Source organism: Flavobacterium sp. KACC 22763 (assembly GCF_028736155.1).
Taxonomy (GTDB): Bacteria; Bacteroidota; Bacteroidia; order Flavobacteriales; family Flavobacteriaceae; genus Flavobacterium.
On the sequence record NZ_CP117879.1, the window covers coordinates 3,426,311 to 3,450,984 of the forward strand.

Sequence of the window (24,674 nt, forward strand, 5' to 3'; positions counted from 1 at the left end):
ACCATAAGTTCATATCCTTATAAGCATAAAAAAAGCCCTTAAACAAAAGTTAAGGGCTTAAAAAAATTAAATTCTTAGTATTAAATGCGCTGCAACTGCAATTGCTTTTGATGTAATCTCATCAATACAAATGTGATAACCATTCCGATAACCGACATTATTACTCCGATAAGATTAGGAGAAGAATAACTGAATCCCGCCGCCAAAGGCAATCCGCCAAGAAAAGCGCCTAAAGCATTACCAATATTGAAACTTCCTTGAAGAGAAGCTGAAGCGATCATCTCTGCTCCTTTTGCGGTACGAATCATCAGCATCTGAATTGGCGCAATTACTGAGAATGAAATAGCACCGGTCAAGAAAGTCAAAAACAACGAAATATATTGATTGAATGAGAAGAAATAAACCAAAACCAAATCGGTAGACATAACAAGCAATAAAGCTAGAGTTGTCGGAGCTGGTGAGAAACGATCTGCCAATTTACCTCCCACGAAGTTACCCACTACCATTCCTAATCCTGCTAAAATCAGGATAGATGAAACATCTTCTGGCGAAAACTTCGATACATTAATTAAAAGAGGCGCAATGTAACTGATCCAAGCGAAAAGACCTCCAAAACCAATTGCTGTAATTCCGATAATTAACCAAGCTTCTGTTTTCTTAAAAAACTGAAGTTGTGTTTTCATGTTTACACTTTCTCCTTTTTCAAGATTTGGCATCCATAAATAAATAGCCAAAAAGGTCAACAATCCCACAAAAGCAATTAATACAAAAGTATAACGCCAAATAAAATGATGTCCTATATAAGTTCCAATCGGCACACCTATTAAGTTAGCGATAGTTAAGCCGGCAAACATTATAGAGATTGCCTGTGCCTCTTTTCCTTTATCTGCCAAACGGCTTGCGACTACCGCTCCCACTCCAAAGAATGCTCCATGCGGCAATCCAGATAAAAATCGAGAAGCAAATAGGATAGTATAATCGGGAGCAATAATGGACAATGAATTAAAAACTGCCAACATTAAAGCTAAAATTAGAAGCATTTTTTTAGGCGCATAATTTCTTCCTGCGATTACTAATAAAGGCGCTCCAATAACAACTCCAAGCGCATAAGCCGAAATTAAATAACCAGCAACTGGAATTGAAACTTTCATATCTGAAGCAATATCTGGGAGTAATCCCATCATTACAAATTCTGTAATACCAATGGTCAACCCTCCTAAAGAGAGTGCAATAAGACTTTTTTTCATTTTGATTATTGTAGAAAGGAATAGATTTCTACAACGCAAAATTAACACCGTTAACCTTAAAAAAAGTTGTAAATTTGTGATATAAAATTGTACATTTATGTTATGCCGAAATTAAATCAATTTAAAACGCTTGTTTTGGATGAATTTGAAGAAGAGAAATTTCATCTTCCTCCACATACTCATACGTATTACGAAATCATTTATATAAAGAAAGGAAGTGGCATACATCACTTAAATAATAATCTGCTGCCGTATAAAGCAGGAGATTTATTTGTTATTTCTCCAGATGATGAACATTATTTTGATATAAAGAAAAGTACCCGATTCATTTTTATCAAATTCACTGATAATTATTTCAACTCAAAACAGAATCTTACTTGCGATGAATTTTTAGTAAATACTCCAGAAAGTTTCATGAGAGATAAAATTCTAAAAGAAACTGTTTTGAAATTTGATGAACCTTGCAAAACGATTCTAAAAAACACAGTTGAAAACATTGTAACGTATGGACATTATATAGATGTTACCTCATCTCCTATTGTTTTCTATCAGATTCTTTCCCTTTTTGGTTTAATTAAAGAAACAATCCGAGGGATGAATTTACAGATGAAATCGACTCATTTGGATAGTGAACAAATTGCTAATTACATTCATCAAAATATTTATCAGCCAAAATTGGTCCAAGTAAAAGTAATTGCAGAACATTTTAATATTGCTCAAACTTATTTTAGTGCCTATTTTAAAAGAACTTTCAGCATTAGTTATCGCGAATACATTCATAATTTAAGATTGACTTTAATCGAAAAAAGATTTCATAACAATCAATTGCCAATTAAACAAATCGCGTACGAATTTGGTTTTACAGACGAAAGCCATTTGACCAATTATTTCAAGAAACGTAAAAACATGAAACCCACCGATTTCAAAAAACTCTAGTTATCGAAATCTTAAAAAATAATTTTCTCAAGCATTTTTAACTAAATTTGCATTTCTAAAACAATTTCTTTGAGCAAGAAAATCCACATAATGATGATTTTTATAACACTTAGTTTCTTTTTGAATCCGAGTTATACTTACGCATGCCATAATGGAAACTCAAAAGAAATTGTTGTTAAAGAAGAAAATAGCTGTTCTCAAAAATGCTGTGAAAAGAAAACTTCAAAAGAAGAAAAACATAATTGCGAAGGAAAGTGCCGTCACTCAGGCTGTAATACCTCAACATTAAACCTTCTTTTGATTTCAAATGATTTTGATTTACAAAACGATGTTTTCAATTTTTCTCTAAAAAACACAATTTCCTCTTATAGTAATTCTACTATTTCTTCAGGATTTACTTCTATCTGGCTGAAGCCGAAAATATAATTGTTTGTATTTGTGATAGCCCATATTGGGTCTTTTTAAAATCAATTTTTTTAATTAATTTTAAAGGAATTAAAAATCCTTTACCAAATATTATATACAATGAAAAAATCAATTATAGCTTTAGCAATGGCAGTAACAGTATTATTTACTGCAAATACGATTCAGGCAAAAACGAATAGCTCTGGTTTAACAGAAATTGAAATGGCAGATTCTCAATTACAATCTGTGTATGATGCTTATTTTTCTGTAAAAGATGCACTTATTAAAAGTGATAGCAAACTAACTTCGGCGAAAGCTGCAACTTTATTGACTGCTATTACTGCCGTAAAAATGGACAAACTAAAAAGCAACGAACATACAGTTTGGATGAAAGTAGTTAAGAAATTAACTGCCGATGCCAAAAGTATTTCAGCAACAACAGATCTTAAAAAACAGCGTGAGACTTTTAAGTCTTTATCTAAAAGCACTTACGATTTAATAAAAGTTTCAAGCCCAAGTGAACCAATCTACAAACAATATTGCCCAATGGCAGATGCTGATTGGTTAAGCAAAGAAAAAGCAGTTAAGAATCCGTACTACGGTTCTTCTATGCTGACTTGCGGTAACGTGGTAGAAACGATCAAATAAATATGAAGCTCTACATCAAAAATATGGTGTGCAGCCGATGCAAAATGGTAGTGAAGTCTGAGTTTGAAAAACTCGGACTTCAAACTACTTCTGTAGAATTAGGAGAAGTCGAATTGACCGAAGAAATCAATGACGATCAAAAAGAAATCTTGCTTAAAAACCTGCAAGCATTGGGTTTTGATTTAATTGATGATAAAAAAACAAAAACGGTTGAAAGAATAAAAAACCTGATTGTAGATTTGGTTCATCACAAAAACAATGATTTAAAAATCAACCTATCAGAATATCTGGCAGAAAACTTAAATCAAGACTACAATTCGCTGAGCAATTTATTTTCTGAAATCGAAAACACTACAATCGAAAAGTATTTCATCAGTCAGAAAATTGAAAAAGTAAAAGAGTTATTGATTTACAATGAACTTTCATTAAGTGAAATTGCCGATATTCTCAACTACAGCAATGTAGCGCATTTAAGCAATCAATTTAAAAAAATCACAGGCTTTACCCCTACTTCTTTCAAACAATCAAAAGATAAAATGCGTATTCAGATTGAGAACATTTAATCTCTCGCAAAGTCGCAGAGGCGCAAAGTTTTTTTTACTCTCCCGCAGATTCAGCAGATTTAACAGATTTAAATTTTAATACTTAGAATTAATTTATCTGCCAAATCTGCTGAATCTGCGGGAGAGTATTTTTAATTATCTTATTAAATATAAAACTTCGCGCCTCTGCGCCTTTGCGAGATTAATATCATCTTAAAAAAATCTGACCTAATCCGCAAAATCTGCGTGAAACAAAAATCTTTGTAAATCTTACAAATCATTCCCAAAATTCTACAAACCGAACTCGCAGATAGTTCGGAAATTTGCATTGTAATACTTAAAAACCAATACAATGACTCATCAATATATAATTTCAGGAATGTCGTGTGACGGCTGCCGCAAAAAAGTAGAAAAAACTTTAAATGAAGTTGAAGGCGTTCAGGCAGAAGTAACTTTAAATCCTCCAACGGCTACCATAACAATGGAGAAACACGTTCCTACTGAAAAGTTTCAGGAAGTTTTATCTGCAGCTGGAAAATATACTATTGAAATGGATTCTCCTAAAAATCATGGAGAAACTGGCGTTAAATCTTGCTGTTCTAGCCATAAAAAAGAGCATCACGGTCACAATCACGATCATCACAAAACAGAAACAAAAAAAGTACATCAGCACAGTGCCAATGGCGTTTATTATTGTCCAATGCATTGCGAAGGTGACAAAACATACAACAAACCTGGAGATTGCCCAGTCTGCGGAATGGATTTAGTTCCGCAAGTTGCCATCACAGCAACACAATTTACCTGTCCAATGCATCCAGAAATCGTTTCAAACGAGCCAGGCGATTGTCCGATTTGCGGAATGGATTTAGTTCCGATGCAAGCCTCCGAAAGCGAAGAAAACAAAACCTATACTGATTTATTGAAGAAGATGAAAATTGCGATTTTATTTACGCTTCCTATTTTCATTATTTCCATGTCAGAAATGATTCCAAATAATCCGCTTTATAATATAATGTCTATTGAAAAGTGGAATTGGGTTCAGCTTTTATTTTCGATTCCCGTTTTGTTTTATGCAGGATGGATGTTTTTCGTTCGCGCTTACAAATCGATTGTGACTTGGAATTTAAACATGTTTACTTTAATCGGAATTGGAACAAGTGTCGCTTTCCTATTTAGTATTGTCGGAATGTTTTTTCCTGATATTTTTCCATCCGAATTCAAATCGCATCATGGAACAATTCATTTGTATTTTGAAGCTGCAACGGTAATCATCACTTTAGTTTTATTGGGACAATTATTAGAAGCTAAAGCACACGGACAAACCAACGGAGCAATAAAAGAATTATTAAAATTAGCGCCAACTGAAGCGACTTTGGTTGAAAACGGAGTAGATAAAGTAATCTCCATTCACAACATTAAAAAAGGAGATTTACTTCGTGTAAAACCAGGAGAAAAAATTCCAGTAGACGGTAAAATAACTTCTGGCGAAAGTAGCATTGATGAATCGATGATAACGGGAGAACCAATTCCGGTTGACAAAAAAACAGGTGATGCCGTAATTTCTGGAACTATAAACGGAACAAAATCGTTTGTAATGATTGCCGAAAAAGTGGGTTCAGAAACGATGCTTTCGCAGATTATCCAAATGGTAAATGATGCGAGCAGATCTCGCGCTCCAATTCAGAAATTAGCCGATCGTGTTTCTAAGTATTTTGTACCGACTGTAGTTATCATTTCGATAGTAACCTTTTTTGTCTGGGCAAAATTTGGTCCAGAACCTGCTTATGTTTACGGATTAATCAATGCGATTGCTGTTCTTATTATTGCCTGCCCTTGCGCACTTGGGCTCGCAACTCCGATGTCGGTTATGGTTGGTGTTGGAAAAGGAGCTCAAAACGGGATTTTAATTAAAAATGCCGAAGCTCTGGAAAACATGAATAAAATTGATGTTTTGATTACCGATAAAACAGGAACAATTACCGAAGGAAAACCATCTGTAGAAAAAATCTATGCCATAAATAATGACGAAGATTTTCTGCTTCAAAACATTGCTTCTCTAAATCAGCACAGTGAACATCCTTTGGCGCAAGCCGTAGTCAATTTCGCGAAAGCAAAAAATAGTTCATTAAGAGAAGTTCAAGGTTTCGAAACTATTGCAGGTAAAGGAGTTTTAGGAAGTATCGAAAATATACGTGTTGCTTTAGGAAATAAAAAATTAATGGATGAAATTGGTGCTTCTGTTTCTAATGATTTAGAACAAAAAGTAATTTCTGAACAGAATTTAGGAAAAACTATTTCGTACATCGCCATTGAAAAAAGCGTTTTAGGCTTCGTAGCCATTACCGATGCCATCAAAGAAAACAGCGCGAAAGCCATTAAAGAATTAATCGCTCAAGGGGTTGAGGTTATCATGATGACTGGTGATAACCATAATACCGCAAAAGCCGTTGCAGAACATTTACATTTGAGTTCTTTCAAAGCAGATTGTCTTCCAGAAGATAAATTAAAAGAAATTCAACGTCTGCAAGCACAAGGAAAAATCGTTGCTATGGCTGGAGACGGAATCAATGATGCGCCTGCTCTTGCACAATCGAACATTGGAATTGCAATGGGAACAGGAACTGACGTCGCGATTGAAAGTGCTAAAATCACTTTGGTAAAAGGCGATTTAAATGGAATCGTAAAAGCCAAAAACCTCAGCCATGCTGTTATGTCGAATATCAAACAGAATTTATTCTTTGCTTTTATCTACAATACTTTAGGTGTACCAATTGCAGCTGGAATTTTATATCCATTTTTAGGAATTTTGCTTTCGCCAATGTTGGCTGCGGTTGCCATGAGTTTAAGTTCTGTATCCGTAATCGTAAATGCGTTGCGATTGAGAAATTTAAAACTATAAGTTGGAATGAAATTATTTTAAACACATAGAAACATAGTTTTGCATTGCGCGTAAAGGCATTTCACTTGCATCAATACACATAGCTATGTGTGGAAACTAGTTTCTTTTATTCTCTTTTTTTTAGACAAAAAAATCTATGCCTCTATATGTTAAAAATAAATTGTGTTCAATATAGACCAACGATTTAAAATTATAATTTATGATTAAGATTAAATATATCCTTATCCTTTCTTTAATTGCTTTTCAACTAAAGGCTCAAAAAGTAGTGCGTTACGATTTGCGTGTTCGTGATACTATTGTCAATTTTTCGGGTAAAGAAAAACGTGCAATTTCAGTTAATGGACAAATTCCGATGCCGACGCTGACTTTTACCGAAGGCGATATTGCAGAAATTTATGTGCATAACGAATTAAAAAAGGAAAGCACTTCAATGCACTGGCACGGATTATTTCTTCCTAATAAAGAAGACGGAGTTCCATATCTTACGCAAATGCCAATTGAACCTGGAACAACTCACAAATATACATTTCCAATTATTCAGAATGGAACGTATTGGTATCATAGTCATTCTGGCTTGCAAGAACAAATTGGTTTATACGGACTTTTTATCATCAATAAGAAAAAAGACGATTCTACTATCAGAAAAGGAATTGACGATTTGCCGACGATTCCAGTTATTCTGAGTGAATGGTCAGATTTAAAACCAGAGAATATTCAGCGAATGCTGCACAATGCCAATGACTGGTTTGCTATCAAAAAAGGAACAACTCAAAGTTATGCCGAAGCTGTAAAACAAGGACATTTTTCAACCAAAGTGACCAACGAATGGAAACGAATGAACGCGATGGATGTCAGCGATGTTTATTATGAAAAATTTCTCATCAATGGAAAAAACGAACAGCAGTTTTCAGACCTTAAACCAGGCTCAAAAGTCCGCTTACGAATTGCAAACGGAGGCGCTTCGAGTTATTTCTGGCTGACTTATGGCGGAGGAAAAATTACGGTGGTGGCCAGCGACGGAAATGATGTTGATCCTGTAGAAGTTGATCGTTTGATTATTGCCGTTTCTGAAACTTATGACGTTGTCGTTACCGTTCCAGAAAATAATAAATCTTTTGCTTTTTTGGCTACAGCCGAAGACAGAACGGGATCTGCGTCTTTGTTTTTAGGAAGTGGAGAGAAACAGCCTGTTCATCATCTTTCGAAATTAAAATATTTTGAAGGGATGAAAATGATGAACGATATGATGAAAATGAACGGCGACATGAACGACATGGGCATGAATATGTCTTTGAATAAAATGGACATGAATGCCGTAATGTATCCAGAAATTTCGGGTGAAGATGAGAATGCAAAACCTAAAATGGATCATTCGAATCATAATATGGAAAACATGAAAATGGAAAGTGACAGCACTGAAACTTCAGAAATTGTGACTTTGAATTACGGAATGCTGAAATCTCCTTTTAAAACTAATCTTCCAAAAGATGCACCTGTAAAAGAATTGCGTTTCACTTTATCTGGAAACATGAATCGTTATGTCTGGAGTTTGGATAATAAAGTGGTTTCTGAAACCGATAAAATCTTAATTAAAAAAGGAGAAAACGTTCGTATCGTTTTATATAATGGTTCGATGATGCGTCACCCAATGCATTTGCACGGACATGATTTTAGAATTCTGAACGAACATGGAGATTATTCTCCACTAAAAAATGTGATTGATATTATGCCAATGGAAACCGATACGATCGAATTCCAAGCCAACGCAGATGGCGACTGGTTTTTTCACTGTCATATTTTATACCACATGATGGCCGGGATGGGAAGGATTTTTACTTATGAAAACTCTGCTCCAAATCCGTTGATTCATCATCCGGAAATGGCTTTCAAAATGTTGAAAATGGACGACAGAATGTTTCATTTTATGGCAGAAAATGATTTTGCCACAAATGGAAATGATGGTGAAGCTATGTTTAGCAATACGCGTTGGAGCATTGGAACCGAATGGAGATTGGGTTATAACGATAAACATGGTTATGAAACCGAAACTCATATTGGCCGTTATTTTGGAAAAAATCAGTTGCTAATGCCTTTTATTGGTTTTGACTGGCGATACCGAAAAATGGGAATGGACGAACAGGAACAGAATCTTTTTGGTCAAAAAAACACAAAAGACAATCGTTCGGTTTTTAGTGCCGGTGTCGAATATACTTTACCAATGCTCATAAAAGCACAAGTTGAGGTTTATACTGACGGAAATGTAAGGGTACAATTTGAACGAAAAGATATTCCGCTATCTCAAAGACTCCGAATGAATTTAATGTGGAATACTGATAAAGAATACATGGCCGGATTGAAATATATCGTTGGCCGTAACTTCGGAATCACAACACATTATGATAGCGATATGGGAATTGGGTTTGGGGTTAATCTTAACTATTAAATACAATAGTGGAGACTTTACAACTCATTAACAGATTTTACAAAAACATTAACAATTTGTAAGAATAAGCTATAAGAATTCGAATTATATTTGATTCACCAATTATAATCTCTAACACAAAAAACATTTAAACAAAATGACAAAAGTAATCACCGTAGTAACAGTTGCTTTCTTTTCTATTGGCGTAATGGCTCAGGACACAAAACCAACAACAAAAGACAAAACCAAAAAAGAATCGTGCTGTAAAAAAACAACAGACAAAAAAGACACAAAATCTTGCTGTGTTAAAAAATAATTGAAATGCTAATTTCAAGATAAAGGCCTCAAAAATATTTGAGGCCTTTTTTATATTTATTTCTTTGCCACTAATTCCGCGAATTAACGCGAATTAATTTGTGTAAATTAAATAACTCATTTAGTTTTCCAACTTAAAAATTAGTGAAAATTTGGGAAATTCGTGGCAAAAAGATTCAAAACTATTTCACTCGAATACTCCACTCAAAATCCATTTCTGAAACTTGAACCCCTTCTTCGTTTGTTCCAATAGATTTCATCCAAAACGTCTGTCCTTCTCCAGTTTCTATTGTTTTTTTGATGGCATCAGCAATTAAATGTCCGTCTTTGCAGACAAATGTAATACGTCCCGTAGCTTTTTTAGTAAAGTTGCCTTTGTTGTTCGCTACTAGCATAGAAATCTTTTTACCGCTTTGCTGAATTTGAGAAATCACCAAAGCTCCAGTTGTCAACTCAGCAGCCATTGCCTGAACTGCAAAATACATCGAGTTAAACGGATTCTGATTGATCCATCTATGTTTTACTGTGACTGTACAACTGCTATCGTTTATATCTTTTACACGTACTCCGCAAAAGTATGCCGAAGGCAATTTGAATAAGACGAATTTATTAAGTTTTGATACCGAAAGTGCCATAGAATATATTTTTTATGTAAAAATACAAAAAAACTATGCACGCACAATAAATTATTAAACTATCAAAGCAACCCCAACAAACACGGAACTTCCGAATGATTTTCAGCAATTTAAACAGAATTTCTTACTTGGATATTTGTTAAATTTATGTTAATAATTAGTACTATGCAAAACAAGATACTGTCTTTTAGACATATATTTGCATAAGAAATTACTATATACTTTTAATCATGGAAACAACAACACCACTCATCATGGAAAAAACATCAGAAAAGAATACAGCAACATTTACTCATTTGAGTACTTTAAGCCAATATATAATTCCGTTTGGGAACTATATTTTTCCGCTAATCATTTGGACTAACTATAAAGACAAGTCTGAATTTGCAAATCATCACGGAAAACAGGCTTTAAACTTTCAATTAAGCATTCTGCTTTATTCGTTGATTTTAGCTCTTATTGCGATCCCGATTTTCGTTACTGTTTTCTTGCAGAATCTTCCATTAGAAGCTGTTTTTAATGACGACGATTTTGTAATCAGAAACTTTAACATTCAGGCAAACATCGGAATTTTAAGTGTAGGCATAACAGCTGTTATACTTTTCGGATTATTAAAATTTGTTGAATTCTTTTTAGTAATCTATGCTTCTATAAAAGCTTCAAACGGAGAATTATACAAATATCCAATTACGATTCCTTTTATAAAGTAATTTAAAACATTAAAAGTTATAGTCGAAACATCAATCAAATCATATAAGTTTCGAAATCAATCATCACTCGAGAGCTCTGCTCGAACAGGCGAAGCAATCAAATCATCATCAATCAAAAAACGAATTGTTCAATCAAAAAAAAACAAAATGAAATTATGAACATTGAAAACACAAAAGCACAGATGCGCAAAGGTGTTCTTGAGTTTTGCATCCTATCTGTATTAAAAGAAAAAGACGCATATACATCTGAAATATTAGACACTTTAAAAAACGCAAAATTACTAGTTGTAGAAGGAACCGTTTACCCGTTGTTAACTAGATTAAAAAACGATGGTTTACTTAATTATCGCTGGGAAGAATCGACCTCTGGGCCACCACGAAAATATTATGGATTAACCGAAATAGGACAAACATTTTTAAACGAACTTAGCGGTACTTGGACAGAGTTATCCGACGCCGTAAATCTAATCACCAATCAAAATCAATAAGTCATGAACAAAACAGTAAATATTAACTTAGGCGGGATGTTTTTTCACATCGATGAAGATGCATACTTAAAATTGACACGCTACTTTGACGCTATAAAACGATCACTTAACAACTCATCTGGTCAGGATGAAATCATTAAAGATATCGAAATGCGTGTTTCTGAATTGTTGACAGAAAAACAAAAAAGCGAAAAACATGTTGTTGGACTGAAAGATGTTGACGAGGTGATTGCGGTAATGGGTCAACCAGAAGATTATAGAATTGAGGACGAAGAAAACGCAAATCAATCTTTCAATAACTATACTGCAAGAAAACACAAAAAATTATACCGTGACAAAGAAAATGGTATGATTGGAGGTGTGGCTACAGGTTTAGGCCATTATTTTGGAATTGATGCCGTTTGGATTAAAATCACATTCTTAATCTTTGTTTTTGCAGGTTTTGGAACTGGAATTTTAGCTTACTTCGTTCTTTGGATTGTAACTCCTGAAGCGGTTACAACTTCGGAAAAATTGGAAATGACAGGAGAGCCAGTAACAATTTCAAACATCGAAAAAAAAGTTCGCGAAGAAATTGATTCACTTTCTGAGAAATTCAAAAATGCAGATTATGACAAAATGGGAAACCAGGTAAAGTCGGGAGCTGGGAGAATAAGTAGTTCATTTGGAGACTTTGTCATGACGGTTTTTAAAATCTTTGCTAAATTTTTAGGCGTAATCCTAATCATATCAGGGATTTCAACCTTAATCATGTTATTGATTGGCGTATTTACTCTAGGGACTAATATTTTTATCGATTTCCCTTGGCAGAATTTTATTGAAGCTGGAAACTTTACAGAATATCCGCTTTGGTCATTCGGATTATTAATGTTCTTTGCTGTTGGAATTCCGTTTTTCTTCTTAACTCTTTTAGGATTTAAACTGTTATCTCCAAACTTAAAATCAATCGGAAACATTACAAAATATACGCTTTTAGCTCTTTGGATTATTTCTATTGCAATTCTTACTAGTATTGGAATCAAACAGGCAACTGAAATTTCATACGATAATAAAGTAGTAGAGAAAAAAGTTCTGGCAATCAAACCTGTCGATACTTTATACATCAAGTTCAAGTACAATGACTATTATACAAAAAGCTTGAACCACTATAGAGAATTCGAATTTGTACAAGATTCTGCAAACAACGAATTGATTTATTCTAATGACGTGCGCTTACACGTATTACACACAGACGAATCGGCTCCGTTCATTCAGATCGAAAAAAGTGCAAGAGGAAACTCTTTTACAAACGCTAAAAAAAGAGCAGAAAAAATTAATTATAAGTTTCAAATTAGCGGAAATCAATTACTTTTGGATAACTATTTTCTGACAGATGTAAAAAACAAATTCAGAGGACAAGAAGTTGACATTTATCTTTACTTACCAGAAGGGCAATTAGTTAAACCAGATTCTTCTGTAAGAGATTACTATAACTCTGATGACAATTTCTTCGAATTGAATTACAACGGAGATTACAATTACAAAGTTGTAGGATCTAAAGTAAAATGTTTAAACTGTCCAGCTGATGAAGACAATGACAACGATGAAATTGACCACGAGAATATAAACGAAGAAATTAATAATGCCATTGATGATACTGACACTATAAAAGAAGTTTCGGTTAAAATTAACGGTAAAGAAGTTTTAAACGGAAAAAAAGGAAAATTAACTATTGATAAAAACGGAGTTGTAATCAAAACTAACTAAACCATGATAAAAATAATCATTCATATTACGAAATTTATAATTGCGACTGTTACAGCCTTATTATTTGCTTCATGTAATTTTAACATGAATGCAATTGAAGGAAGCGGAAATGTTACAACAGAAAAAAGAACTGTTCAAGGAGAGTTTAAAAACATCTCTGTAAGCAACGCCATAGATGTAGTTGTTGTACAGTCTGATGCTACAGAAATTACAGTCGAGGCTGATGACAATCTTCAAAAAGAAATTGTTACTAAAGTAGAAAACGGAACTCTTATTATTGAATGTAAATACAGCTCTTTCCGCAACATTACATCAAAAAAGGTAACAGTAAAAATGCCTGTTGTACATAAAATTGAAGCTTCTAGTGCTTCAACTGTTGAAACTGATGGACTTGTTCAAGGTGAAGATGTTACTTTGGAAGCTTCGAGCGCAGCATCGATGGATGTTAAAATCGAATCTGACAGAATTGCAATAGATGCTGGAAGCGGAAGTTCTATAGATATTGAAGGTAAAGCTTTAAGCCTAACGACTTCGGTTTCAAGCGGAGGAAGTATTGATGCTGAAAAATTAATAGCAAACGACATTCATGCTGATGCCTCTAGCGGAGGAACAGTTTCTGTACAACCGGTCTTAAGCTTAAAAGCAGATGCTTCTAGCGGAGGAAATATTAATTACAGCGGGAATCCAAAAACGGTTGAAAAATCTTCAAGTTCTGGAGGAAGCGTAAGCAAAAGCTAAAAAAGCAACTGTTAAATATAAACGAAATCATTCATCAAAAGTGGATGATTTTTTTATATTTGTCAAAATCAAATCTAGAATTAATGAAAAAAAGTACCGCCCTACTCTTATTATTATTTGTTACGACTCTGACTTTCGCTCAAAAAAGAGAAAAAATTAAAGGTTCTAAAATTGTAACGACCTCAATAAAAGAAGTTGGAAGTTTTGATGCCCTTGAAGTCGATGATAATCTTGAAGTTTATCTAGAACAAGGAGAGAAAAACGAAATTAAAATTGAAGCCGATGATAACCTGCACGATATTGTAGGAATGGATTTAAGAGAAAAAACACTTCGATTATATACTAATAAAGAATCTACTATTTTCAAGAAACTTTCTGTTAAGGTTACTTATACTAAATCATTGAATAAAGTAATCACCAAAAATGAAGCGATAGTGTATGCTATTCAAGAGCTACAATTGGATGACATTACAATGAATTGTCTTGATTATTCTAAATTGTATTTGAATGTAAATTCAAAAAAATTCACTTTAATTGCCGATGATAAATCAAGAACAGAATTAAACTTAAAAGCAGAGGACGGAAGTTTGCAATTGAGTAAATATGCTGGCGTTAAAACATTGGTTTCTGCTATAAAATTCAAATGCGATTTGTATCAAAAAGCAACCGCAGCAATTGAAGGAATTGCCGAAAAAGCCACTATTCGTTTAGACAATAATTCTGTTTTTACTGGAACAAAATTTACTTTGAAAGATGCAAATGTAACAGCTGAAGGTTCTGCCGTTGCTACAATATTAGCAGATACGACTATCGCAATTGCAGCTGGAGACAAGTCTGAAATTTCATTATATGGTGATCCAAAAATAGAACTTACACGCTTTAGCGAAGAGGCAAAACTGATAAAAAAGCCAGGCGCAACAAAAGCAAAAACAACGACATTGTAGACTTTGAAAACTTTTTAGGGTTTAAGATATAATGAAAAAGTCCCAATCATAAAGATTGGGACTTTTATTTTATAGTCTGTAAACTGTGACTGAGACTGTAAACTAAAAATTACTCTTTAGAAGCTAAATATCTTTCAGCATCCAATGCAGCCATACATCCAGTTCCAGCAGCAGTAATTGCCTGACGGTATACATGATCTGCAGCATCACCTGCTACGAATACACCGTCAACATTTGTTTTAGATGTACCAGGAGTATTTATAATATATCCTGTCTCGTCAAGAGTAATATAATCTTTAAAAATATCTGTGTTTGGTTTGTGTCCAATTGCCACGAAGAAACCAGTTGCAGGAATTTCGATTGTTTCGCCAGTTGTTTTGTTCAAAGCTTTAACGGCATGAACTACATTGTTGTCTCCTAAAACTTCGACAGTATCGTGATGCATTAAAATCTCGATGTTTTCAGTTTTACGAACACGCTCTTCCATAATTTTAGAAGCTCTAAATTTATCGCTTCTAACTAACATGGTTACTTTTTTACAAAGTTTAGATAAGTAATGCGCTTCTTCACACGCAGAATCTCCTGCTCCAACAATAACAACATCTTGGTTTCTGTAGAAGAATCCGTCACAAACAGCACATGCAGAAACTCCACCACCCATATTTAAATAGTGTTGTTCTGATGGTAATCCTAAATATTTAGCCGAAGCACCTGTAGAAATAATTACAGTTTCACAGTGCAATTCGATAGTATCGTTAATCCAAACTTTATGAATATCTCCAGAAAAATCAACTTTTGTAGCCCATCCATCACGAATATCTGCACCAAAACGTTTTGCTTGTTCCTGTAACTGAATCATCATTTCTGGTCCTGTAACTCCATCTACATAACCAGGAAAGTTTTCAACCTCATTAGTCGTAGTCAATTGACCACCAGGCTGCATTCCTTGATATAGAACTGGATTCATGTTAGCTCTAGCCGCATAAATAGCTGCAGTATAACCTGCGGGGCCAGAACCTATAATAAGGCATTTAATTTTTTCGATTGTATTTGACATAGTAATAGTTTTTTTGAGTTGCAAATGTAAACTTTATTATAAAAAATATCGCCGAAAATAAATCTGAAATAGCTATATCAAAATAAGTTTTATTTATTTTCATTTTTTCCTTTTACAAATCAAATTTATTTATATCTTTGCATCCGCTTTCGGGCACTACAATAAAAATTACATCTTCGGGGTGTAGCGTAGCCCGGTTATCGCGCCTGCTTTGGGAGCAGGAGGCCGCAGGTTCGAATCCTGCCACCCCGACAAAAGCCGAACAGAAATGTTCGGCTTTTTTGTTTAAAATCTATTTTATGTTTTTCGTTTATATTCTTTACAGCACTACCAAGGAAAAGTTCTACATCGGTCAAACAAATGATATCGAAGACAGACTTAGAAGACACAATAACGGACAATCATTATCTACAAAAAATGGTGCTCCATGGAAAATCATTTATACAATTCAATTAGACTCAAGGTCTGAAGCAGTGACTTTGGAAAACAAAATAAAAAAACGTGGCGCAAAAAGATATCTTCAAGACATAAATTTTGAATATCAACTGTAGCGTAGAACGGTTATCGCGTCCCGCCTTAAAGCGGGATGGCCGCAGGTTCGAATCCTGCCACCCCGACAAAAGCCGAACAGAAATGTTCGGCTTTTTTGTTTAAAATCTATTTTTATGTTTTTCGTTTATATTCTTTACAGCACTACCAAGGAAAAATTCTACATCGGTCAAACAAATGATATCGAAGACAGACTTAGAAGGCACAATAACGGACAATCATTATCTACAAAAAATGGTGCTCCATGGAAAATCATTTATACAATTCAATTAGACTCAAGGTCTGAAGCAGTGACTTTGGAAAACAAAATAAAAAAACGTGGTGCAAAAAGATATCTTCAAGACATAAATTTTGAATATCAACTGTAGCGTAGAACGGTTATCGCGTCCCGCCTTAAAGCGGGAAGGCCGCAGGTTCTCCCGAAAGCTTTCGGGACTGCCACCCCGACAAAAGTCTTTTCATTTATTTAAAAAGACTTTTTTTTGCTTTAGACTCAAATAAAAAACTTTGCGCCTTTGTTAGCTATTCCTTATACATACTAGAAACGAAACAAATAGTATTCGCCACGAATTCACGAATTTTCTTTTTAAATACTTTATCTAATATTATTCGAATTAATTCGAATAAATAATCGCGAAGATTTGAAAAAATAATTCGTGAATTCGTGGCGAAAAAAATCGTTCTTATTATTTTTCCATACTTATATAAGAAGGATAGGACTCCTTATTAGGCAAAATAAAATCTTCATCAAAAGGCTGTGTGCCTTCTCCGTTATTATAAGATGGTACACGTTTTGCACCAGTCGCTGTACTTCCACCTGTACCATTTATAACATTTTGAATATTTCCTGGGCCTGCAAAACGAGTAATACACATTTTTTCCAATTTCACATTTGGGCTATTAGGCACTTCAAAACCATTCTTCTTATTCGCATTTCCATCAGTGCCAGTAAAAACGGCATAAGATCCCATTCCTATTGTATGATGTTCTTTTACAGTATTTGCTACTTTAAATGCTGCATAGCCATCAACTTTTCCACCTTGACTGCTCCAGCTTGCTTGATTTGGCGCATCGTATGGAGGTTCGTTCTGAAAGAAAAATGTTCTACCACGTTCTCCTAGCCACAATACTTCATATTCCTGAAAATGCTCAACAAATAATGCGTAAAGTGTAACATCATTACCAGTAACTATAAGTCCGTTTTTACATCTATCTCTTTTCCAGCGTGCGTCACCGCCTTTCTGCGAACCATGATCGGCACGCCACAACCAGAAATGATCGCCTACCACATTATTACTATTTATTTGCATAGAAGCCTGAATCTGAATGTTTTTTGACTGGACTCCGCCTACTCGACAAGTAATATCGCTAAGCAGAATAGGATCTGCACTATGATCTGCATTTGCCCCTTCATTACCAATTCTAACCTGATATGTCGTACTATTTAATGAATCCATCAAAAGTCCAGCAATGATAATTCCATCTTTATCATCAGCATAAATACATCCCCAAGTATTTTTTTCTGTTGGCTCAAGCGTTACAGAAGCAATACCAGCTCCCAAAAGTATGGCATCTTTTCTATTTACCTGAATTGGAGCATTCAATGCATAATGTCCAGGAGTAAAAAATATATTCTTACCAGCTTTCAATGCAGCATTAATCTCAACATCGGTATCTCCTTCTTTAGCAACATACCATTTTGTATCCAAATCCTGAGTTCCACCTTTCCCCATATCAGTTGCGGACCAAGAAACTCCTACTCTATCCTTTTGCCATGCAGGAACAAAAACTTTATATTCTCCATCATTATCAATAAAAAGAAAAGGTTTTTCTCTAATAATTGGCGTCGTCGGAACTGGCGAATTAGAATCATTTGCTTGCGGAGGATTTACACATCCCTGCCAAACCATATTATAAGAACCTCCCATAGCTCCAGAACCCGAAGGAAAAACAGTATTTCTTGTGTACCATTGCTGCTGTCCACCCCAATTTGGTCTCGAAGTTGTATAATGAGCATCTGCAATAAAACCGCCACTGCCCCAAAAGTTTGTATCTCCAATATCCGAAATATATTTTGAAGTACTTTCAATCAGTAATCTTCGCGCACTGGTTGATTGAGAAACAGTCCAAGAGAAATCACGCATTACTTCTACATTTTCTACAGAACGCCAGAATGTACAAGTTGCATTTGCTCCGCCTGAAAGATGAGGTCTTGTAAATATTGCCCCAAGTTTAACATCTGACGGCACTTTACCCAATCCTCCAATATGAGAATAAAAACCTAATTCTATTGCATTTGCCTTTTCAGATGAAGCAGAGCCTGATCCACGAACATCGTAAGTTTGTCCATTTACATTTGGTTTAAAATAATAAGCTTGGCGTTTTGTTGTCCACTCGCCATTTGCCCCTCCTAAACCAATACTACCAAATTGCGAATTGATATCATTTCTAGCCGTTTCAGCTTTTTCATATTTTCTATCATAGAAATACATATTATCTCCAAAAATCTCATTTTCGAGCGAGATTATAACGGTAACATCATTTCGGGTTATTTTATAATAGTTCTCGTATTTATTCATATAAGGCTTATTGTCATCAAATGTCAATTTAGAAGTTGATCCTACCGATACAAAATCAGATGCTAAACGACTGCCGCCTCTAGTAATAATATAATTCCCCGAAGAGCCAAAAGCAGACCATGATAATGTGAAACTATGTTTCTTTTTGTTGTAAACAATTTTGCGTTCAATTTTTTTATTTCCTTCTATTTTTTCATTATTCGAAGATGACGAAGCAAAACTGCATAAAAACAGCAGAAATGTAAATGACGTAAATAATGAAATTACTTTTTTACTCATAATAATGTTCATTTTGTGGTTTGATAGATTGTAATAATTGTGTTTTTAAAAAGCCCAAAATAGCAATAATATCCAACCTTAACGTCCGTTTTCAGGCTCAATTTTCTCATCAAAAACACTACAAAACCTCAAAATTTTGTCTTTTTCTGACACAAATAAAGCTTATCGAACATATCTATTTTTCTTTAATAGTCTTTTTTTGTCCGTAAATAGAAAGAGAAAATAAAATGAAAAAGATCATACTGTCTATTGCCTTATTTTTTTCTGCCATTGGAATCGCACAACAAAAAAACATTACTCCTATTGATTCATGCGCTTCAATTAGAAAAAGCATATTGTACAAACAAAATGCGCATGCTTCTTACTATCACAATAAATTCAATGGAAGGAAAACAGCAAGTGGAAAAAGATTTAACAACAATGATTATACCGCTGCGCACAAAAAATTCCCTTTTGGCACCATACTAAAAGTAACTAATGAAGTAAATAAAAAATTTGTAATTGTAGAAATTACAGACCGAGGACCTTTTATTAAAGGACGAGAAATTGATCTCAGTAAAAGAGCCTTTATGGACATTGCTTCTAATAAAAAAAGCGGTTTGGTTTATGTTAGTATTGAAATTTTAAAATAAGACTTATTTTTAAGGGTAATTTTAAAATTCTTGTCATTTCACAGCAGAATGATCGAATAAATTGATCAAAATCTTAAAGATAATTTTATTCATAACTAAAATTATTTTCTGCCAAACTCCCATGAAACCCCGATTAAGCGAACTTTCACAAATGTTAACAAAATAGATTTTCAGAAACCATAAATAATTGTATTTTTACGGTTCAAAATTCAGAAAATAAATGGGCAAAATCATTGCTATTGCTAATCAAAAAGGAGGCGTTGGAAAGACTACTACATCAGTAAATCTTGCTGCCTCATTAGGTGTTTTAGAAAAAAAAGTATTGTTGATCGACGCTGATCCACAGGCCAATGCTACATCTGGTCTTGGAATTGACGTAGAGACAGTTGAAACTGGAACATACCAAATACTTGAGCATACTGTAACACCAAAAGAAGCCGTTTTAAAATGTACAGCTCCAAACGTCGACGTGATCCCTGCTCACATTGACCTTGTTGCTATCGAAATTGAATTGGTTGACAAAGAAAACCGCGAATACATGCTAAAAAAAGCATTGGAAGAAGCAAAAGAAGAATATGATTATATCATTATCGACTGTGCTCCTTCTTTAGGTTTGTTAACCTTGAATGCTTTAACAGCTGCCGATTCTGTAGTTATTCCTATTCAATGTGAATATTTCGCACTTGAAGGATTAGGAAAATTATTGAACACTATTAAGAGTATTCAAAAAATACACAACCCAGATCTTGACATTGAAGGCTTGTTATTAACAATGTACGATTCAAGATTACGTTTATCTAATCAGGTTGTAGAAGAGGTTCAAAAACACTTTAACGACATGGTTTTTGACACTGTAATTCAGCGAAATGTAAAACTAAGTGAGGCTCCAAGTTTTGGAGAAAGCATCATCAACTATGATGCTACAAGTAAAGGTGCCGTTAACTATATTCATTTAGCACAAGAAATTATAAAGAAAAACAGTAAATAGTTTTTATGACAAAAGTAATTAAAAAACAAGCCTTAGGAAGAGGATTATCTGCCTTATTAAAAGATCCGGAAAACGACATTAAATCAGTAGAAGACAAAAATGCTGATAAAGTTGTTGGAAATATCATTGAACTTGAAATAAGTGCAATTGAAATAAATCCGTTTCAGCCTAGAAGCAATTTTAATGAAGAATCATTACGTGAATTAGCTACTTCTATTAAAGAACTTGGCGTAATTCAACCTATTACTGTTCGTAAATTAGATTTTAATAAATACCAGTTAATCTCTGGAGAGCGTCGTCTTCGTGCATCCAAATTGGTAGGACTTACTCATGTTCCTGCCTATATCCGTATTGCAAATGACAACGAATCATTGGTTATGGCATTGGTTGAAAACATCCAACGTCATGACTTAGATCCAATTGAGATTGCTTTATCATACCAGCGTTTGATTGACGAAATTCAATTAACTCAAGAACAAATGAGCGAAAGAGTGGGTAAAAAACGTTCTACAATTGCCAATTATTTACGTCTTTTAAAATTAGATCCGATTATCCAGACAGGTATTCGTGATGGTTTTATCAGCATGGGACATGGTAGAGCAATTATCAACATTGAAGATTTAGACGTTCAGACTGATATTTACCAAAAAATCGTTAGCCAAAATTTATCTGTTCGTGAAACAGAAGCTTTAGTTAAAAATTATCACGAAGGCCAGCAGCCAAAAGCTGATGGAAAACCAAAAGCTGAATCTGCATTTGTGGTAAGAGAAACACAAAAGAACACTTTCAACGATTATTTTGGCTCAAAAGTTGATATAAAAGTCGCTGGTAACGGAAAAGGAAAAATTACAATTCCATTTAATTCTGAAGCTGACTTTAACAGAATTATAAAATTAATAAACGGATAGTGAATAAGATTGTCCCCATTGGTTTATTGTTCTTTCTAACAGGAACCGTCTCTCTTTTTGCCCAAGCAAAAAAAGACACGGTTTTGGTCGTAAAAGACACTACTGCATTAGAAGAAATAGACCCGCTTACACCAGCAAAAGCAGCTTTCTATTCTGCTGTACTACCAGGTTTAGGTCAAGCATACAACAAAAAATACTGGAAAATTCCATTGGTTTACGGAGCAATTGGAACAAGTTTATATTTCTATATAGACAATAACAAGAAATACCATGATTATCGTGACGCTTACAAACGAAGATTAGAAGGCTACAACGATGACAAATATCAATTCTTGGATGACAGTCGTCTTATTGATGGACAAAAATTTTATCAGCGAAATAGAGATTTATCTGCTTTATTTGTTGTTGGATTCTATGTCTTAAATATCATCGACGCCAACGTTGATGCCGCTCTGATACAGTTTAATGTAAACGAAAGACTTTCAATGCGTCCAGAAATTTATCCCGACGATGTAACATTTAGACCAAATGTCGGACTAACCTTTAATTATAAGTTTTAATAGATCATATTCTATTTAAAAAATCAAAAAAAACAAATCATAATGAAAATTGCGCTTTTAGGATACGGAAAAATGGGTAAAGTAATTGAAAGAATTGCTTTAGAAAGAGGTCATGAAATAGTTTTAAAAAAAGACGAATTTAACACCTATGACGGACTTTCAACAGCCGATGTTGCCATTGATTTCAGTGTACCATCAGCAGCAGTTAGCAACATCTCAGCATCTTTTAATGCTAATGTACCTGTAGTATCAGGAACAACAGGATGGCTAGAGCATTATGATGAAATGATTGCGCTTTGCAATGAGAAAAAAGGAGGATTCATTTCTAGCTCAAATTTCAGTTTAGGAGTAAATATCTTCTTCGGACTGAATGAGTATTTAGCTAAAATCATGAAACAATTCGATTCTTATAAAGTTTCGATGGAAGAAATCCACCACATCCACAAACTTGATGCTCCAAGCGGAACCGCTATTTCTTTAGCTCAAGGCGTTATTGAAAACAGCAATTACGCTAACTGGACTTTAGAAGAAGCAAAAGCAAACGAAATTCATATTGAAGCAAAAAGAATCGGAGAAGTACCCGGCACTCACACTGTAAATTACGACTCCGCTATTGATAGCATCGAAATCAAACATACTGCTCACAACCGCGAAGGTTTTGCTCTTGGCGCTGTTATTGCTGCAGAATGGCTGGCAGGAAAACAGGGAATTTTCTCTATGAAAGATGTATTAAACTTACAATAAATTGACCAAAACTCAAGATCTTCAAAAGCTTGAGTTTAAAACTTAAAATACAATATTATGACATTTTACTCTTGGTTCGTATTTTTCCTAGGTGTTCAAATTATTCACTTTCTTGGAACATGGAAATTATATCAGGCAGCAGGAAGAAAAAGCTGGGAAGCTGCAATTCCCGTATACAATTCCATTGTTTTAATGAAGATTATTGGACGCCCAACATGGTGGACAATATTGCTTTTTATTCCAATCATCAACCTAATTATGTTTCCTGTTGTATGGGTAGAAACGCTAAGAACATTTGGTAAAAAATCAACTTTAGATACTATTCTAGGTCTTTTTACTTTAGGTTTCTATATCTATGTGGTCAATTATACTCACAAATTAGAATACAACAAAGACCGTAAATTAACTCCAGAAAACAAAGCAGCAGATACTGTTAGCTCTCTATTATTTGCCATTATAGTAGCAACATTGGTACACACTTATGTTGTACAGCCTTACACTATTCCGACATCGTCTTTAGAAAAATCTTTATTGATTGGTGATTTCTTATTTGTAAGCAAATTAAACTATGGGCCTAGAGTCCCAATGACAACGGTTGCATTGCCAATGGTTCACGACTCTATTCCTATGACAAAGAGCAAATCGTATTTAAGCTGGCCACAATTGCCATACTTAAGACTACCTGCTTTTCAGAAAATAAACCGATGTGATATTGTCGTCTTTAACTGGCCTGTCGATACGGTTCACTATTTCTTTGAGCCAAAAGGAAGACCTGGTGTTATCAAACCAATTGACAAAAAATCAAATTACGTAAAAAGATGTGTTGGTATTCCTGGAGACAGTTTAGCAATAAAAGACGGTTATGTTTTTATTAACGGAAAAAAATTAGTTTTACCTGAAAGAGCTAAACCACAATATTCATACGCTGTAGCATTAGACGGAAAAACACCAATTGATTTTGAAACTATTTTCAAAGAATTAGACATTACAGATCCTGCAGGCTTTAGAACAGAAAAAAGAGACACCCTTTATTTAGGAGCCTTAACAGAAGCTGGAGCAGAAAGATTTAAAAACACTCCTGGCGTTACTGCAGTTATCAGAAAAGTTGATCATGGAGATGACAATGCTATTTTTCCACATATCAACAAATGGAACCAAGACAATATGGGACCAATTTATATTCCTGAGGCTGGAAAAACAGTTGCACTAACAAATGAATCCCTTCCTTTCTATAAAGAGATTATTACTAATTACGAAGGCAACACCTTAGAATTGCAAGGTTCAAAATTTTTAATTAACGGAAAACCAGCAACAACGTACACTTTCAAACAGAACTATTACTGGATGATGGGAGACAACCGTCATAACTCAGAAGATAGCCGTTACTGGGGGTATGTTCCAGAAGATCATATCGTAGGAAAACCAGTATTCATTTGGATGAGCTGGGATACCAACGGTAAAGGCATCAACAAAGTTCGCTGGAGCAGAGTATTTACAACTGTAGATGGTGAAGGTCAGCCTCACTCTTACTTTAAATACTTCCTAATACTTCTTGCTATTTATTTCGTTGGAGATTTTATCTGGAAAAAAAGAAGAGAGAATAAAGCATAATAAAAAATAAGTTATTTTTGTTTCAGGTTTCAAGTTTCAAGTTCACACAAAAACTTGAAACTTGAAACCTGAAACGTTTAAACAAGAATTAA

The 24,674-nt window shown here is 34.3% G+C and carries 24 protein-coding genes and 1 tRNA gene; 21 read left to right on the forward strand and 4 right to left on the reverse strand.

What is annotated here, in order from left to right; all coding sequences use genetic code 11:
* Positions 1-80: 80 nt before the first annotated feature.
* Entirely contained in the window at positions 81-1,247 is a 1,167-nt protein-coding gene (locus tag PQ463_RS14045; RefSeq protein WP_274254236.1) for an MFS transporter, read from the reverse strand.
* Between the two features lie 102 nt (positions 1,248-1,349).
* On the opposite strand from PQ463_RS14045, the gene PQ463_RS14050 reads away from it, so the two are divergent.
* The 7 genes from PQ463_RS14050 to PQ463_RS14080 all read left to right on the forward strand — a co-directional run bounded on the left by PQ463_RS14050 (position 1,350) and on the right by PQ463_RS14080 (position 9,415).
* On the forward strand, positions 1,350-2,183 hold the full coding sequence (locus PQ463_RS14050) for an AraC family transcriptional regulator (RefSeq protein ID WP_202005969.1): 834 nt from the start codon (positions 1,350-1,352) through the stop codon (positions 2,181-2,183).
* A gap of 90 nt (positions 2,184-2,273) precedes the next feature.
* Positions 2,274-2,609 (forward strand): hypothetical protein, encoded by a 336-nt coding sequence (locus PQ463_RS14055; RefSeq protein WP_274254237.1) that lies wholly within the window; start codon positions 2,274-2,276, stop codon positions 2,607-2,609.
* Positions 2,610-2,708: 99 nt separating this feature from the next.
* On the forward strand, positions 2,709-3,236 hold the full coding sequence (locus tag PQ463_RS14060; protein ID WP_274254238.1) for a DUF3347 domain-containing protein: 528 nt from the start codon (positions 2,709-2,711) through the stop codon (positions 3,234-3,236).
* 2 nt (positions 3,237-3,238) lie between these two features.
* Positions 3,239-3,799: an AraC family transcriptional regulator gene (locus PQ463_RS14065; protein WP_274254239.1), complete on the forward strand. Its 561-nt coding sequence runs from the start codon at positions 3,239-3,241 to the stop codon at positions 3,797-3,799.
* 331 nt (positions 3,800-4,130) lie between these two features.
* Entirely contained in the window at positions 4,131-6,677 is a 2,547-nt protein-coding gene (locus PQ463_RS14070; protein ID WP_274254240.1) for a heavy metal translocating P-type ATPase, read from the forward strand.
* A 199-nt stretch (positions 6,678-6,876) separates the two neighbouring features.
* The gene (locus PQ463_RS14075) at positions 6,877-9,120 is read left to right on the forward strand and encodes a multicopper oxidase family protein (RefSeq protein ID WP_274254241.1); all 2,244 of its coding nucleotides are present in this window, start codon (positions 6,877-6,879) and stop codon (positions 9,118-9,120) included.
* Between the two features lie 136 nt (positions 9,121-9,256).
* On the forward strand, positions 9,257-9,415 hold the full coding sequence (locus tag PQ463_RS14080; protein WP_162615514.1) for a hypothetical protein: 159 nt from the start codon (positions 9,257-9,259) through the stop codon (positions 9,413-9,415).
* Between the two features lie 181 nt (positions 9,416-9,596).
* On the opposite strand, the gene PQ463_RS14085 is transcribed toward PQ463_RS14080, so the two are convergent.
* Positions 9,597-10,049, reverse strand: a complete 453-nt coding sequence (locus PQ463_RS14085) for a DUF4442 domain-containing protein (RefSeq protein ID WP_111285737.1) — start codon at positions 10,047-10,049, stop codon at positions 9,597-9,599.
* 230 nt (positions 10,050-10,279) lie between these two features.
* On the opposite strand from PQ463_RS14085, the gene PQ463_RS14090 reads away from it, so the two are divergent.
* From PQ463_RS14090 to PQ463_RS14110, 5 genes are all read left to right on the forward strand, one after another.
* Positions 10,280-10,759, forward strand: coding sequence for a DUF4870 domain-containing protein (locus PQ463_RS14090; RefSeq protein WP_274254242.1), 480 nt, complete (start codon positions 10,280-10,282; stop codon positions 10,757-10,759).
* A gap of 155 nt (positions 10,760-10,914) precedes the next feature.
* Complete coding sequence (locus PQ463_RS14095; RefSeq protein ID WP_008464689.1) at positions 10,915-11,247, forward strand: PadR family transcriptional regulator; 333 nt, start codon at positions 10,915-10,917, stop codon at positions 11,245-11,247.
* A gap of 3 nt (positions 11,248-11,250) precedes the next feature.
* Positions 11,251-12,993: a PspC domain-containing protein gene (locus PQ463_RS14100; protein WP_274254243.1), complete on the forward strand. Its 1,743-nt coding sequence runs from the start codon at positions 11,251-11,253 to the stop codon at positions 12,991-12,993.
* A 3-nt stretch (positions 12,994-12,996) separates the two neighbouring features.
* Positions 12,997-13,731 carry a head GIN domain-containing protein gene (locus tag PQ463_RS14105; protein ID WP_274254244.1) on the forward strand — a complete coding sequence of 245 codons (735 nt, stop codon included), beginning with the start codon at positions 12,997-12,999 and terminating at the stop codon, positions 13,729-13,731.
* 83 nt (positions 13,732-13,814) lie between these two features.
* Positions 13,815-14,675: a GIN domain-containing protein gene (locus PQ463_RS14110; RefSeq protein WP_274254246.1), complete on the forward strand. Its 861-nt coding sequence runs from the start codon at positions 13,815-13,817 to the stop codon at positions 14,673-14,675.
* A gap of 109 nt (positions 14,676-14,784) precedes the next feature.
* On the opposite strand, the gene trxB is transcribed toward PQ463_RS14110, so the two are convergent.
* Positions 14,785-15,732 (reverse strand): thioredoxin-disulfide reductase, encoded by a 948-nt coding sequence (gene trxB, locus PQ463_RS14115; protein ID WP_111380055.1) that lies wholly within the window; start codon positions 15,730-15,732, stop codon positions 14,785-14,787.
* 177 nt (positions 15,733-15,909) lie between these two features.
* Here trxB and PQ463_RS14120 point away from each other — a divergent pair.
* From PQ463_RS14120 to PQ463_RS14130, 3 genes are all read left to right on the forward strand, one after another.
* Positions 15,910-15,984 (forward strand) — tRNA-Pro (locus tag PQ463_RS14120).
* A gap of 47 nt (positions 15,985-16,031) precedes the next feature.
* Positions 16,032-16,283: a GIY-YIG nuclease family protein gene (locus PQ463_RS14125; RefSeq protein WP_111424514.1), complete on the forward strand. Its 252-nt coding sequence runs from the start codon at positions 16,032-16,034 to the stop codon at positions 16,281-16,283.
* A gap of 114 nt (positions 16,284-16,397) precedes the next feature.
* Positions 16,398-16,649, forward strand: coding sequence for a GIY-YIG nuclease family protein (locus PQ463_RS14130; protein ID WP_111424514.1), 252 nt, complete (start codon positions 16,398-16,400; stop codon positions 16,647-16,649).
* Between the two features lie 318 nt (positions 16,650-16,967).
* Here the strand turns inward: PQ463_RS14130 and PQ463_RS14135 are convergent, their stop codons facing one another.
* The gene (locus PQ463_RS14135) at positions 16,968-19,139 is read right to left on the reverse strand and encodes a pectate lyase-like domain-containing protein (RefSeq protein WP_274254247.1); all 2,172 of its coding nucleotides are present in this window, start codon (positions 19,137-19,139) and stop codon (positions 16,968-16,970) included.
* 227 nt (positions 19,140-19,366) lie between these two features.
* Between PQ463_RS14135 and PQ463_RS14140 the strand changes: the two genes are divergently transcribed.
* From PQ463_RS14140 to lepB, 6 genes are all read left to right on the forward strand, one after another.
* A complete protein-coding gene (locus PQ463_RS14140) occupies positions 19,367-19,771 on the forward strand; it encodes a septal ring lytic transglycosylase RlpA family protein (RefSeq protein WP_274254248.1) in 405 nt (134 codons plus the stop codon).
* Between the two features lie 220 nt (positions 19,772-19,991).
* Positions 19,992-20,759 (forward strand): ParA family protein, encoded by a 768-nt coding sequence (locus PQ463_RS14145; RefSeq protein ID WP_008464569.1) that lies wholly within the window; start codon positions 19,992-19,994, stop codon positions 20,757-20,759.
* Positions 20,760-20,764: 5 nt separating this feature from the next.
* Positions 20,765-21,667: a ParB/RepB/Spo0J family partition protein gene (locus PQ463_RS14150; RefSeq protein ID WP_111380049.1), complete on the forward strand. Its 903-nt coding sequence runs from the start codon at positions 20,765-20,767 to the stop codon at positions 21,665-21,667.
* On the forward strand, positions 21,667-22,227 hold the full coding sequence (locus tag PQ463_RS14155) for a DUF5683 domain-containing protein (protein ID WP_111424512.1): 561 nt from the start codon (positions 21,667-21,669) through the stop codon (positions 22,225-22,227). The genes PQ463_RS14150 and PQ463_RS14155 overlap by 1 nt, the downstream gene beginning before the upstream one ends.
* 42 nt (positions 22,228-22,269) lie before the next feature.
* The gene (gene dapB / locus PQ463_RS14160; protein ID WP_111380029.1) at positions 22,270-22,971 is read left to right on the forward strand and encodes a 4-hydroxy-tetrahydrodipicolinate reductase; all 702 of its coding nucleotides are present in this window, start codon (positions 22,270-22,272) and stop codon (positions 22,969-22,971) included.
* Between the two features lie 57 nt (positions 22,972-23,028).
* Positions 23,029-24,582 (forward strand): signal peptidase I, encoded by a 1,554-nt coding sequence (gene lepB / locus PQ463_RS14165; protein ID WP_274254249.1) that lies wholly within the window; start codon positions 23,029-23,031, stop codon positions 24,580-24,582.
* The last annotated feature ends 92 nt before the right edge of the window (positions 24,583-24,674 follow it).

Bases quoted from the DNA above. Each gene is read 5' to 3' on its own strand.
- PQ463_RS14045 (WP_274254236.1), bottom strand. From the start codon at position 1,247: ATGAAAAAAAGTCTTATTGCACTCTCTTTAGGAGGGTTGACCATTGGT.
- PQ463_RS14050 (WP_202005969.1), top strand. From the start codon at position 1,350: ATGCCGAAATTAAATCAATTTAAAACGCTTGTTTTGGATGAATTTGAA.
- PQ463_RS14055 (WP_274254237.1), top strand. From the start codon at position 2,274: ATGATGATTTTTATAACACTTAGTTTCTTTTTGAATCCGAGTTATACT.
- PQ463_RS14060 (WP_274254238.1), top strand. From the start codon at position 2,709: ATGAAAAAATCAATTATAGCTTTAGCAATGGCAGTAACAGTATTATTT.
- PQ463_RS14065 (WP_274254239.1), top strand. From the start codon at position 3,239: ATGAAGCTCTACATCAAAAATATGGTGTGCAGCCGATGCAAAATGGTA.
- PQ463_RS14070 (WP_274254240.1), top strand. From the start codon at position 4,131: ATGACTCATCAATATATAATTTCAGGAATGTCGTGTGACGGCTGCCGC.
- PQ463_RS14075 (WP_274254241.1), top strand. From the start codon at position 6,877: ATGATTAAGATTAAATATATCCTTATCCTTTCTTTAATTGCTTTTCAA.
- PQ463_RS14080 (WP_162615514.1), top strand. From the start codon at position 9,257: ATGACAAAAGTAATCACCGTAGTAACAGTTGCTTTCTTTTCTATTGGC.
- PQ463_RS14085 (WP_111285737.1), bottom strand. From the start codon at position 10,049: ATGGCACTTTCGGTATCAAAACTTAATAAATTCGTCTTATTCAAATTG.
- PQ463_RS14090 (WP_274254242.1), top strand. From the start codon at position 10,280: ATGGAAACAACAACACCACTCATCATGGAAAAAACATCAGAAAAGAAT.
- PQ463_RS14095 (WP_008464689.1), top strand. From the start codon at position 10,915: ATGAACATTGAAAACACAAAAGCACAGATGCGCAAAGGTGTTCTTGAG.
- PQ463_RS14100 (WP_274254243.1), top strand. From the start codon at position 11,251: ATGAACAAAACAGTAAATATTAACTTAGGCGGGATGTTTTTTCACATC.
- PQ463_RS14105 (WP_274254244.1), top strand. From the start codon at position 12,997: ATGATAAAAATAATCATTCATATTACGAAATTTATAATTGCGACTGTT.
- PQ463_RS14110 (WP_274254246.1), top strand. From the start codon at position 13,815: ATGAAAAAAAGTACCGCCCTACTCTTATTATTATTTGTTACGACTCTG.
- trxB (WP_111380055.1), bottom strand. From the start codon at position 15,732: ATGTCAAATACAATCGAAAAAATTAAATGCCTTATTATAGGTTCTGGC.
- PQ463_RS14125 (WP_111424514.1), top strand. From the start codon at position 16,032: ATGTTTTTCGTTTATATTCTTTACAGCACTACCAAGGAAAAGTTCTAC.
- PQ463_RS14130 (WP_111424514.1), top strand. From the start codon at position 16,398: ATGTTTTTCGTTTATATTCTTTACAGCACTACCAAGGAAAAATTCTAC.
- PQ463_RS14135 (WP_274254247.1), bottom strand. From the start codon at position 19,139: ATGAGTAAAAAAGTAATTTCATTATTTACGTCATTTACATTTCTGCTG.
- PQ463_RS14140 (WP_274254248.1), top strand. From the start codon at position 19,367: ATGAAAAAGATCATACTGTCTATTGCCTTATTTTTTTCTGCCATTGGA.
- PQ463_RS14145 (WP_008464569.1), top strand. From the start codon at position 19,992: ATGGGCAAAATCATTGCTATTGCTAATCAAAAAGGAGGCGTTGGAAAG.
- PQ463_RS14150 (WP_111380049.1), top strand. From the start codon at position 20,765: ATGACAAAAGTAATTAAAAAACAAGCCTTAGGAAGAGGATTATCTGCC.
- dapB (WP_111380029.1), top strand. From the start codon at position 22,270: ATGAAAATTGCGCTTTTAGGATACGGAAAAATGGGTAAAGTAATTGAA.
- lepB (WP_274254249.1), top strand. From the start codon at position 23,029: ATGACATTTTACTCTTGGTTCGTATTTTTCCTAGGTGTTCAAATTATT.